This is a genomic window from Cyclobacterium sp. L-R (genome assembly GCF_056859355.1).
Window position 1 is genome coordinate 141251 of the sequence record NZ_JBSXOH010000072.1, and the last position, 12925, is coordinate 154175.

Here is a 12925-nt window from a genome sequence, read left to right on the forward strand (position 1 = left end):
TAATCGTTTACTTATACTTTCTTTTACATTATTAATACAATATTACAAAGTCAACACCTTGATCCAGAATTAGTTTTACACAGAGGAATAAGGCTTTTTTAGTTAACAATATTCTTATCAAATCATCACCAAATATTAAATTTGACTTTTAAAATCAGCATAAACACCCTCAACAACAACGAAATAACTAAAAGGAAATCAACACATTAAAAAATAAACCAAAAGTAATAGAGCATTATTTGATCAAAAAAATGCTCTATTATTTATTTGTTCTTTTTCCTTTTTGAGTTAAAAACCATAGAGGTTAACGACCTATTATCCCAATCGGGAATAGTATAATCAACTCAATGGTTTTCTATCAATTGAATTTTTTTTCTATAGAAAAGGATAATTATTACTCCATAGGAATTTAATCCTGACCCTAATAAGTGGACATGTAAACTAAGTCGCCTATTTTTTACAATACAATTTTACTTGACTATTAGCTAAATGGGCTTGCTTTACCGATGCCAGTTTACTTGCCAAACTTATAGGAAAAAACATCAGCATCTTTCAAGTAGACCCTCATTTTAACAGGCTTACCTGCTAACTTGGAGAGGTCGTTGGATTTATTCCAATAAACTGTTCTAGAGATTTCGTTACCTATGATGGGCTGGCATTCTTCCATAGAATAACCTGGTATTTTATTGCCTTCCTGATCAAGCAACTCAACCAAAATTTCGCCAGCGGCTGAAGTAGAATAATTCAACTCCAAAGCATTCCCGTCGAAGATAAAAGACTTTGTAGTCATTTCACCTCCGCCATAACCTGCCGACAATGACGCAAAACCATCCAATCTCATGGAATACCTTCTCAAATGAGCGGTTGGCTGGGCATAATCCTGGTTTACATAAATGGACATTTCAGTATCTCCGGTTTGCACAATATTCAATGCAGGATAATTGGATCTAGATACCCAATTTTGCAATCCAATTCCCGGCTTGATAAAAGATTCCATAAATTGCCTATCGTATGCTCCTCCCCCTCTTGAAGACATCAAAACTGCATCAGAACAATCATTGTAATATTTAGGATTCACGCCTAACTTTTTAGCTTCTTCATCGTTGACCACTTTCCTATTGGGCATAAATCTCGCCCCGATAGCCAAATAAATTTGTGGTGCACGGTAATAAGGGCTGGTTTGCTGGGTATAAAGATGTTCGTATTCTGTGTTTCCAAAACTCATTTGCACTGGCTCGGACCAATTGACAAAATCCTTAGAGGTCGTTCTTCCAACAGAGCGAAATCCGCTGTAACCATCTCCCGTCCAAGTACGGAAATAACAAACATATAACTCTTCACTTGTCGACCAAAAAACCACATTTTGCGAGTCAAAAACCCCCTTAGTAAATACTGGCTGCTCTTGTAATTTCTCCCATACTTTCCCATCATTGGACACATAAGCTACCAACCCACTGTTTTTAGTCCCTCCAAGTGCTTTGAATTTTTGAGACGCTATTGCTTGAGGGTTACTGTCTAGAAAAGGACTGAAATTATGGGTTACCGGTGCCGCATTGGCCAATATTACATTGTTCTTTTTGGTGCCTTTGACGGTATACTGCTTTAGGTCTGGCTTGGTCCAATTAATGCCATCTTTTGATTCTGCATAGCAGGTCACCTCTCCGTCGTTACCATCGCTTCCAGCTTCAGGTACACCTCTATAATAAGCCCTGTAAGTATCTCCATCCTTGATAACAGTGAAATAAGCAGAAAAAGCACCTTCCCATGGTTTTTCAAATTTAATCACGGGCCCCTTATCTACAGGTTCATGCAATTTAAGTTTGGCATTCTCCAGGTTTTCTATTAAATACTCATCCACAAAAAGTTCTCTATTGCTCCCAATATTGGGGATCTGAGCAAAGGCGATCCCCTGGAGTAAAAGCATTAGAATGAGTAATGTTTGTTTTTTGAATCCCTGCATTTTAATAAAATCTAAATGAATAAATGTCTGCATCTTTTAAGTATATTTTCATCCGGACAGGTTTCCCTATAAGCTTGGACACATCTGTATTTTTGTTCCAATAAACGGTTCTTTCCAATTCATTTCCAATAATTGGCTGGCATTCTTCTTTGGAAAAACCCGGGATTTTATTCCCTTTTTCATCCAACAGTTCTATGAAAATCTCCCCTGCTGCTGAGGTTGAATAATTCAATTCCAAAGCACTACCATCAAACACAAAAGGCTTGGTCAGCATTTCACCTTCCGCATAACCTGCGGATAAAGAAGCAAAACCATCCAATCTCATGGAATACCTTCTCAAATGAGCGGTAGTTTGTGCATAATCATGGTTCACATAAATGGACATTTCCGTATCCCCGGTTTGTACTATATTCAACGCCGGATAATTGGTTCGTGAAACCCAATTATTTAAACCAATACCAGGCCTGATAAAGGACTCCATAAAATACCTATTGTAATTATTACCTCCTCGGGATGACATTAAAAAAGCATCTGAACATGCTTTGTAGTAATTGGGGTCAATACCCATAATCGCGGCCTGTTCATCAGACACAACCTGTTTGTTTGGCATAAACCTACCCCCAATGGCAAGGTAGACTTGCGGAGCCCTAAAATAAGGGCTGGTTTGCTGGGTATAAAGATGTTCCAATGGAGCGGGACCATACTTCATCTCAACTCCTTGGTCCCAGGAATTGAAGTCAGTGGAGGAAGCCCTGCTGACTGACCTAAACCCAGAGTCCACTGTTCTAAAGTAGACCAAATACTTGTTTTCACTACTAGACCAAAAACTTACATTCTGCGAATCCAGATTACCTTCTTTTAATACTGGCTCTTCCTGCATTTTAACCCAGTGTATACCATCTGCTGATGTAAGCGCATACAAGCCCGTCACTTTCTTACCTGCTAAGGCTTTGTACCTTTCACTCTTTTTTGCATTTGGATTGGTATCCAAAAATGGACTGAAATTATGCGTCAATTGGTTGTCTACTAAAATTACATTGTTGTCTTTCGACCCATTAATTTCATGAATACCAAGATTTGGTTTGTACCAGTTTATTCCGTCTTTGGATTCTGCATAACAAGTCAACTCTCTATCGTTTCCTTCCTTTACATCAGGCAATCCACGGTAATAAGCCCTATAAGTACCACCATCTTTTATAATGGTTGTGTACAATGAAAATTTCCCTTCCCAAAGCTTGTCTAAATTGAATGCGATACCCTCATCAACTGGTCGGTGCATTTCTAATTCCGCCCTTTCCAATTGATCAACCAAAAAATCATCTACAAATAGCTGTCTTTGACTAGCAATGGTTTCAACCTGTGCTTTCGCCTTAAACTCAGGCACCATAAAAATTAGGAAAAGCAAGCCAATTAATGCTTGGAGTCGAATACATCTGCACATTTTACGATTGTTTAAATATTGCATATTTATGTAGATACTAAAGATATTATACGAAATAAACGCTTTCTTATACTTTTCTTTCCTTTACCAATACAATATTACAAATTTTTCACTTTAACCCAGAATACCACAAAGTCTGACTTTAGAATGGTATTCCCTTGTTCTATCTTGAGGAGCTAAAGCCACTAGAAATATTTTATTTGAAGACAGTTAGGAAGACTAAGCTGTTGATTTGGTTTCATCATGTAATAGCAGATTTATTGCACTATTTGGGTTTACCAATCATTAAGCCGCCAATTAAAATTAGCAATCCCACCTTGTGTTTTTATAAGCATCTAGCCCAAAATGAAACTTTACATCAAAAAACCTTGTGCATTGTTTTAAAAAAATTCACAATCATTACTTCTGTAAAAAATCATTAATTATCAGCATGAGTGTACCATTAAAAATAAACCACAATTTACCCTTCGTACTATAAGTAAGTACGATAATGAAAATAAATGCATAGACCTAAATACCCTAAAAAAGTGGATACAATACCAAATTTGTACAAATCAATTCAAAATTAAAAAATAGACTTAAAACCTGTCATTCCATTTCTCTGCGAAGGATAAACTTCGCTTTGACCAACTGATTTTTTACGGTATTTTTTGAAATCATCAAAAGGTCTGCAATTTCATTATAAGATTTTTTTTCAAAATAATTCATTTCAAGAATCTGCCTTCTTTTGGGTGAGAGATTTCTAATAATGCGCTCCATTTTGGTTAATTGTTCCTCCTTTACCTGTGCACAATCATCTTCTGACTGATGAATTCTTTCCCAAAACTGTTCCTTCAAAGTCTTGTTTTTATTCAATGCCTTCAAGTAGTCAAAAATCTCATTTTTTACTGAAGTAAAAACATAAGAATTGAAGTTCAATTCAGGCTTTATGTTCTTCCTTCTTTTAAGGATTTTCATGAACACTTCATGATAAATATTCTCCGCTTCCTGTTCGTCCTTAATAATGGAAACACTAAAGCGAATTACAGGTATTCTGTAATATTGGTAAATTTTTTCAAAGGCTTTCTGGTCGCCATTTCGAAAACCATCCATTACTTTTTTGTCAGGTTGTTCCATATTCCAAGTATTTATCGTTTTGGTAAAGTAATTGGAGACCAAATAGCGTATTCCTACACTACTTGGCCTTCTAATTATTTATGAATATCAAGGAATAAATTGGTAAATTCTGCGCAAATCACGTATTTAAATCTTCATTTTGCGGAAATACCTAAGTCACTAATAATTGTAAATGAATGGTTTATGTATTTTTTTATAAAAATTTAATGAATAATTTACAAATCCCATCGATATATTACCGATAAATTAATATTGTGTTATAATTTAATACATCTGGGTTTCATTTTAATTTTTAGCCAATTTACCGAATTAACTACACAAAAATTAATTCAGGTAAATTGACAAATTTTATTGTAAAAAACATTTGTTACAAAATATTATACTGTATCGGTCAATTATAATACGTAGACTTCCAGAATCTACATTTCAACCTTCAAATACAGAATATAATCAAAGTTTCAATTACTTTCTCTTAGCTCCCAATTTTTTGGAGAAACTTTTATTGTCCTGCTACCTTTCCCAGTTTCATCAAACACTTTAAGTGTTACCTCTCCCTCTATTTCTACTGGCCCAGTATACAGTGCTGACTCTTCATTAGGCTCACTTCCATCAGTGGTATACCTTATTTGTAAGCCGGGGAAATTCACATTGGCAAACAACTTACCGTCTTCAACTTTTGCGCCAGGAGGTGCTATTCTATAATTATAGCCCCCATTCCACCAACTCAGTTTTGCCAATGCTGTCTGCCCAATTCTATTTGCAAACTGATTCCAGCCCTTAGCAATATTCTGATCCATTTTAACCAAGTCCGGCTCTTTCTCCCAATCTCTCTCAGCTGCCCATGCACTTTCTGCAAACCCAAGCATCTTAGGAAACATATAGTATTCCGCCATATCCCTGCCTTTTACGGTTTCTGTCCACAACTGAGCCTCTAGACCTATGATATGGTCTTTGGCATCAGGGTTAATCCTTACCATGTCTTTAAATTCTTTGGCACGATCTATTGTTCTACCCATACTGGTCTTATAAGTTGTCTTAAACCAATCATAAGGCGCAAATGCCCAGGCATTTTTGGTATTGACAAAGCCTGCCCAATACAAGCCTGGTTCCTCAGGATCGTTACTATAGGCCAAGTCAAAGTAAAAGTTGGACACATTACATAGTACCACATCGTAGCCCATATTGGCCAACTGATAACCCAAATCAGGATAATCAAACATATTGTTCCATATATAAGGAACGACCTTTTTCCCTGCAAAGGCCGGGTTAGGTTTATACACTCCTGACTCATCTTTAAGAAGGACCATTTCTTCCCAAACATGCATTTCTAAATCTCTACCTTCCAACTTTTCCAATAAAGTACTGAAAAAATATGTTTGTAAGTTTTTGGGATCTTTGATTTCGGGTAGCTTTTTCAATAATTCTCTTGCCTGAGGAGAGGCTGTCCATGCACCCTCTGCTACTTCATCTCCTCCGGAGTGCATTTTTTTAAGTTCAAGACCTGCCTCTGCATACATTTTTGTTAATTCGTCAACAACCTTTAGGTAAAAGTCAAAAGTTGAAGCATTGGCCACATTGACAACATTGTCTTTAAAAGATTGTGCTGACATGTATTGGGACTTGTCTTGCGGATCCACGAGACGATAAGCTTCAGCTTCCTCTGTTCTACCCTCTTCCATTAAATCTAAATATCTTTTCTCCATGGACTTTATGGCCGCTCTGGCATGTCCTGGAAAATTCAACACAGGAATAACTGTGATGTGTCGTTCTTTCGCATATTTCAGGATATCAACAAATTCATCTTTTGTGTAAAACCCACTTCCATTTTTCCCTTCCATATAAGCGAATGGTCCAGAGCCATAACCCGGATGAACAGAAGGTTCATCCATACTACTAGCATGTTGTCTCTGACCTCCAACTTCTGTTAATTCAGGAAGTCCTGGAATCTCCAATCTCCATCCTTCATCTTCAGTGGTATAAAACAGAAAATGATTCAGCTTATAATGAGACATGATATCAAGAGTCCTTTTAATGGTTTCTTTCGTTTGGAAATTTCGAGCCACATCCATGTGTAAACTCCTAAAGCCAAATCGAGGTGAATCCGCTATATTAATATAAGGTAGACTAAGTGGTAACTTCTGGTTCAAGTAAGCATCATTACCTAATAGTGCCAATAAGCTTTGTACTCCGTAAAAAACACCTGCAGGGTCACGACCTGTCAACACAACCCCATTTTGATTGACATCCAATTTGTAAGCCTCATCGCGCTTACCATTGACTTCCATTTTCGCCAATTTCAACACTATCCCTTGATTATTGCTCACACCTTCATGTGTAGAAAATTTAACTCCTGTAAGTTCACTTAATTTCTCACTAAGGTATTTTGCCTCATTGGAAAGGCCATTTTCAAATTCTATGGCAAGTTTTTCCTCAAGTATAAATTGACCATTTCCTTTCCTTACACTAAATGGTGTAGGTATAATTGGCAATAATTCTTCTTTATCTAATTTTACCAAATTCTCATTGCGTTCATATTGACTTTCCGCAGAATAGGGAGCTTCTTCGTCCATGGCACCTCTCAGGCGTTGTTCATCCCTTAAAAATGGCTTAACCTCCAAGTTTTTTACGGGAATAACTTCTTCAGATGTTCCATCCTCACTGTAAAAAACAAAATACATACCCATAGGTGCATCTGTTTCTTTTATCACCCCTTCAATCCCAACATAAGGAATTAAAATACTCTCCCCTGGAGCTAGCGCGAAGCCATCAATTGGGCTAAGCTTGTACCAATCTCCATTAATATGGGTGATTTTGGCATTTTCACTCGATAAGATTCCTCTTGGGGCCATACTAAAAAACAGGTCCCAACCTTTTTCCCCAAGCGGATACTGACTGCGGTTTTCTATTCCAAAACTGGCTTCAAATTGCCCCTCTTCTTCCGTAAAGTTGGTTTTTACTTCCCAATCGATATAAATGGAATCAACAGCCTCCTTCCAATTTGTAGAGGGTTGGCAGGAAAAAAAGCAGCTTATTAAAAGTAAGTAGGCAACGATCCGAGTGATTTTATTCATAATTAAATTGTTTAAGTAGCCTTATTATTACACCTCATGGTATTAAATTGACTATTAAATAAAAAAATATATTGTATGAAGCCTACAATTACTAGATTAATATCTCTGGATGCTCTCCGGGGTTTTACCATTGCCGCCATGATTCTGGTCAACTACCCGGGATCTTGGAGCCATGTATATCCACCTTTATTGCATGCAGAATGGAATGGAATGACAATGACAGATTTCATTTTTCCATTTTTCATTTTTATGGTGGGTGTCTCAGTGGCCTTTGCCTATTCTAAAAGACTAGAAGAAGGGGTGCCTAAAAGTGGTATGTATAAGAAAATATTTACTCGCGCGGTAAAACTCTTTGTCTTAGGGATATTTCTAAACCTTATTCCTGATTTTGACTTTTCAAACATGAGGATCGCTGGGGTTTTACAAAGAATAGCAATTGTCTTCTTAGCTAGTTCATTTTTATTCTTAAATACAGACTGGAAAAAACAAGCCTACTTAGGTGGGGGAATACTTGTTTTATATTGGTTATGCATGACTTTGATACCTACTCCTGGAGAAGGAGTGGTTATGTTGGAACCTGGAAGAAACCTTGCTGCCTGGATTGACAGTATGTTTTTACCAGGAAGAATGTGGGAAGGATCTTGGGATCCTGAAGGATTTTTCACTACTCTTCCAGCAATTGTAACAGGAATTTTAGGCCTTCTAGCCGGGAAAATCTTACTCTCCGATAAAAATGAAAACTTAAAATCCAATTACCTCATGTCAATAGGACTTGTAATTGTTCTTACAGGCTTACTTTGGGCACAAGTATTCCCTATTAACAAACACCTTTGGACCAGTTCATTCACATTGATCACAGGAGGAGCTGGATTTATCGCTTTGGGAGCAAGTTACTTCTTAGTAGATATCCTTGGTAAAAAGAAAGGCACCTCCATTGGAATCATCTTTGGAGCCAATGCCATTACAGTTTACGTTTTAGCTGATGTATTGTCATTGATTTTTTACACCCTTGAAGTAGGTGGTCAATCCCTAAACATGTATTTTATAGATGTATTTACGGGTATAGGACTTCCTGTCAATCTTGTTAGTATGCTGTATGCCATCTTGTTTGTCATGGTTAATTTCATTCCGGCCTATATCCTGTTTAAGAACAAGATCTTCATTAAACTATAAACCAATGATTTCCCGTAACCTTTGTTTCTATTTTCGCTTATTGTTTCTGTTAGGCTTGCCTCTTGCAGGTTTCAGCCAAACAGGCAGTATCCATGAGCCAGTTCGCTATATAGGAGGCAATAGTGTCGACCCGGATAGGCATGAGGGCAGACTGAGGTATGCAATAGGTGTAGATAGCAGGCAAACGTTACGGGCAAACAGAACCAATCCTCAAATGGCCGAAGATTTCGGTTGGACTTACAATCATGCCTCTAACCTTGCCTATTGGGAAGGGAAGTTTTACCAGCAATACCTAAGCAACCCTGTAGATGAGCACATTGCTCCTGGACAGACCTTATTGACAAGTTCAAAGGACGGTCGAAATTGGAGCAAACCGGAAGTGATCTTCCCTCCTTACAAAGCTCCTGCGGGAGTTAGCATCCCTGAGGGCTACGATGGCTATATGATGCACCAAAGAATGGGGTTTTATGCAAGCAAAAACGGCAAATTACTCACAATAGCATTTTACGGACATACCGAAGATCCCTTTGAAAAAGGAGGGATTGGCCGGGTTGTAAGAGAAGTAAACAAAGATGGAAGCTATGGACCAATATACTTTATCCGGTACAATAGCCATACCAACTGGAATGCTTCCAATACCTCTTTCCCATTTTATAAAACATCTGATGACAAAGCATTCATAGCGGCATGTGATGAATTACTAGGTAATACTTTAGTCACTCTACAATGGCGGGATGAAGACAATGGCCTTGATGGCTTTTATTCGGGAGAACGCGGCGGTGAAGCATTTTCGTATTACTCCCGAAAGGATGGTAAAATCGTTGGCTTTTGGAAACGTTCGGTCACTGCCATATCAGAAGATGGAGGGAAACATTTTTCCAAAACAGTCAAGGCTTCTACCCTTACCATGGCAGGTGGAAAAGTCTGGGCTCAGCAAACGGAAGATGAGCGGTATGCTTTAAGCTACAACCCTATAGACATTGATGAATACAGGTATCCACTTATTGTAATCAGTTCGGATGATGGAGTGATTTTTGATGACATGGTATTGGTTCAGGGAGAAGTCCCCGCCAGAAGGTTTTATGGAAGATGGAAGGATTTTGGACCTTGCTATGTAAGGGGCATCGTAAAAGGCAATGGCAACCCGCCAGGTGATGACATGTGGCTCACTTATAGCATGAACAAAGAAGACATGTGGGTAAGCAAAGTACCGACGCCTATCAGGTACACCATCAATGGCCCTGTTAATGACTCCTTTGACCAACTTATTGAAAATGGATCCATCACTAACTGGAACATTTATTCTCCCAAATGGGCTCCTGTAAATGTGGTGAAGTCCCCTCTCAGTAAGGGCTTGTCATTGCAACTCGCTGATGAGGACCCCTATGATTATGCAAGGGCTATTCGGGTTTTTGAAACCAGTCAAAACGTAGAAATCAAATGGGATTTTATGGTACCTACCAACAACAATGGTTTGATGGAAATGGACATTACGGACCAGTTTGGCAATCGTCCCATAAGGCTGAAATTGACTGAATCAGGGGATTTGATTTATTTATCAGGTCACACTGAAGTTAATTTAGGAAAAGTTAACCCAGAAAAATGGAATAGCATAAAGTTAAACATTCATGCTAGCGTTAATGGGTATTTTGATCTCTATTGGAATGGGGAGTTGAAAGGAAAAATGATCCCACTTACAGAGGCTGTTAAGTCTGTGGAACGTATTTCTTTCAGAACGGGGAATTACAGAGACCTTCCAAACAGAAAAACACCCAATGAAGATCCAGAGCCACCATTACCTGGAGCTGATGAAAAAGTCCCTTTAGGTGTGTTTTATATTGACAATGTTGCCGTAAACCCTAATTAATGGCTAAACCCGAAGGGGTGATGCTATTGTTTTAAATTATATGATTTCAAAAGCTGAACAATTGATTTTCGTTGGTACCAGTCATTGTAAACAAATTCAAGCTGTTCAAAGGATTGGCATCCGAATTCAAAATCACTAAAGGCCTTTACTAATTCAATTACCTTTTTCTTATCCTTTATAGGTTGCTTAAACCTTACCACAGTACTGTGTGCTGTCACAAGCTTATAGCGTTTGTCTAGGGATTGCTCTAGCTTAGCTCCTGAAAAAGCATTTCGAAGGTTTTGTCTGAAATGTTCCAAGTATCCATTAACAGGATAACCTTTGATAATCAAACATGAGGCTGAGGCAAAAACCCCTGTAAAGTCAAGTTTGAATTCTCTTACTCCTCTTAAAGCTTTTTGAATAATTTCATCATACCGGTCAATTTCAATTCCTTCCATAGAGAAGCCACTGTAGCAAGAGACAATGGGCATAACCGTAACGTGAATATCATCAACTGAATAAAAATACTGATCAGGAAGCACTTCCCTAGCTTGATGAATAAATAGTTCAAATGCTTCTTTTATCTTCTTATTTGGCCTAATTAAAAGGGTCAAACCCCTCCTTAGATCCGAAGGGTTATCTAATTCTTTGTCATAATTAAAACCTTCTTTGTTTATTGAAGATAAAGCCGAACTATGCAGTTTTTTATAATGATTCCTAAGATCCATTAGACAGAATCATACTTCCTAAAGATCAACTGAAGCAATTCCATCACCTCCTCAGAGTGGATATCCCAGTTCAAGCTTTTCACAAAACTCTGGTTGAGCAAGTCAATTGCTTCAAAGAAACTATCTGTTGCATCCAGTTCGATAATGGCTTGATCCATCAGGTCGGGGTTACCTTGAAAAAGCCTTTTGGTAAACATAATCCGTTGATTAATCCCCATGCCTTCCTTTAGATGGGTTATGCTACCTTTCATATAGGGGTTTTCTCCAGAATCAAACTTGGCCCAAACAATGGAAGGGTCTATTGTTTCTATCAAATCCTCATTTGAAGCCTCTTCCTTTGGTGCTTCTTCTTCCTGATTGTCTATAACTGTTTCCGAGGGTTCAACGATATAGTGCTTGGGCACCGTTTCTTCTACCTTTTCAACAAGTTCAGGAACTGGTTCATCTTTCAGCTTTTGAGGTACTTCTTTGATAAGTTTATCAAAGTCAAGTGATAAGACATCTTGTAAAGGAGCAAGCAAGGATACCGCTTGGGATGAATCATTGGTTTCCTTCTCTAAACCTTCATATAACTTTTGTTTCCATATTATATCTCCAGACTCAGAGGCCCAATCTTCTGCCGCAGGGACCCACATTTGCGTGTACCACTTTACGTATTTCTGTAGTTCCTTTACATAGGCAGTAGATTTTTCATGTCTCTCGTCCAATATTTCCTCTATAAAAGCAACTGGGTCAACCGCAAGAAATATGGTTTTTGTCACTGCTTTACTTAGAAGGGGAGCAAAGTCATTTTGCTCAATCTTAATGGCTCTTGAAAGTACAATCATAAAGTCTGACAACGCCTCTTTTACCGCCTTGTCCTTGTAATCAAAATAAGGGTTTTGAGTGAATGAGTCAACCTGCTTCTGCCAATCCTCAAAAAGCTCTCGAATAACCATTAAGTTAAGTTGAGAGGAAGAGGTTAGCTCTACAATGTCTTGTCCGCTAATGTAACCCTTGTTAATGAAATGATTGTCGCAGATTATTTGAGAAAAATCTCTGGAATAACTGTCAATATAATCTTGATCTAAAATCATTTGTTTGGTCATATTACTTGTGTTTCTCCCTTTTATATAGAGGTAAAGTTATGTAATTTATTCTTTAAACCCCGATTCAAAGACATTAATAAGTAACAATAGTTAGCTGACCTGAATCAAGGTAAATTTGAAATCATTTTCTCCCCTTATAGTTTTTTGAAAATAACCTCAGCAATAAAAAACTGCCTGAGACCTATTCAATGGCCTATTATTTTTAGCTCAGAAAAGATTCGGTTTATTTTAAAAAGTAAGCCCATACACTATATCATTTCCCTGTCCCATAGAAAAACATGAAATCACCATAAAATCAGCCATTCGAAGGCTTGATAAAATACCAAACTTTAGAGTCCTCGGGCAAGGTTGAACCCGAAATATGCAATAGACATTCTATTACGTGCTGAAATCGCTTTAAAATCAGCCACTTCGTTGCTGTTTTCAATTTCACCATAGCGGTGCTATGCTAAAATCTCCAAACAGCCTGATTTTCTTGCGATTGCAACACTTCCCGTAA

The 12925-nt window shown here is 37.8% G+C and carries 8 protein-coding genes; 2 read left to right on the forward strand and 6 right to left on the reverse strand.

All coding sequences use genetic code 11. The features are described from left to right. Positions 1 to 514 precede the first annotated feature (514 nt). From AC13EX_RS12065 to AC13EX_RS12080, 4 genes are all read right to left on the reverse strand, one after another. Positions 515 to 1924: a hypothetical protein gene (locus AC13EX_RS12065; RefSeq protein WP_048644283.1), complete on the reverse strand. Its 1410-nt coding sequence runs from the start codon at positions 1922 to 1924 to the stop codon at positions 515 to 517. 37 nt (positions 1925 to 1961) lie between these two features. After that, the gene (locus tag AC13EX_RS12070) at positions 1962 to 3401 is read right to left on the reverse strand and encodes a hypothetical protein (protein WP_482892875.1); all 1440 of its coding nucleotides are present in this window, start codon (positions 3399 to 3401) and stop codon (positions 1962 to 1964) included. A gap of 588 nt (positions 3402 to 3989) precedes the next feature. Then, positions 3990 to 4517, reverse strand: a complete 528-nt coding sequence (locus AC13EX_RS12075; RefSeq protein WP_048640159.1) for an RNA polymerase sigma factor — start codon at positions 4515 to 4517, stop codon at positions 3990 to 3992. Between the two features lie 458 nt (positions 4518 to 4975). Beyond that, the gene (locus AC13EX_RS12080; RefSeq protein WP_482892876.1) at positions 4976 to 7588 is read right to left on the reverse strand and encodes a family 20 glycosylhydrolase; all 2613 of its coding nucleotides are present in this window, start codon (positions 7586 to 7588) and stop codon (positions 4976 to 4978) included. Between the two features lie 75 nt (positions 7589 to 7663). Here AC13EX_RS12080 and AC13EX_RS12085 point away from each other — a divergent pair, with 75 nt between their 5' ends. Both AC13EX_RS12085 and AC13EX_RS12090 read left to right on the forward strand, forming a co-directional pair. Then, positions 7664 to 8761 carry an acyltransferase family protein gene (locus tag AC13EX_RS12085; RefSeq protein WP_048640161.1) on the forward strand — a complete coding sequence of 366 codons (1098 nt, stop codon included), beginning with the start codon at positions 7664 to 7666 and terminating at the stop codon, positions 8759 to 8761. A gap of 4 nt (positions 8762 to 8765) precedes the next feature. Beyond that, entirely contained in the window at positions 8766 to 10628 is a 1863-nt protein-coding gene (locus AC13EX_RS12090) for a hypothetical protein (RefSeq protein WP_482892877.1), read from the forward strand. A 23-nt stretch (positions 10629 to 10651) separates the two neighbouring features. On the opposite strand, the gene AC13EX_RS12095 is transcribed toward AC13EX_RS12090, so the two are convergent. Both AC13EX_RS12095 and AC13EX_RS12100 read right to left on the reverse strand, forming a co-directional pair. Then, positions 10652 to 11338: a 2'-5' RNA ligase family protein gene (locus tag AC13EX_RS12095; RefSeq protein WP_048640163.1), complete on the reverse strand. Its 687-nt coding sequence runs from the start codon at positions 11336 to 11338 to the stop codon at positions 10652 to 10654. After that, positions 11338 to 12426 (reverse strand): hypothetical protein, encoded by a 1089-nt coding sequence (locus AC13EX_RS12100; RefSeq protein ID WP_482892878.1) that lies wholly within the window; start codon positions 12424 to 12426, stop codon positions 11338 to 11340. Before AC13EX_RS12100 ends, AC13EX_RS12095 begins: the two co-directional genes overlap by 1 nt. Positions 12427 to 12925 lie beyond the last annotated feature (499 nt).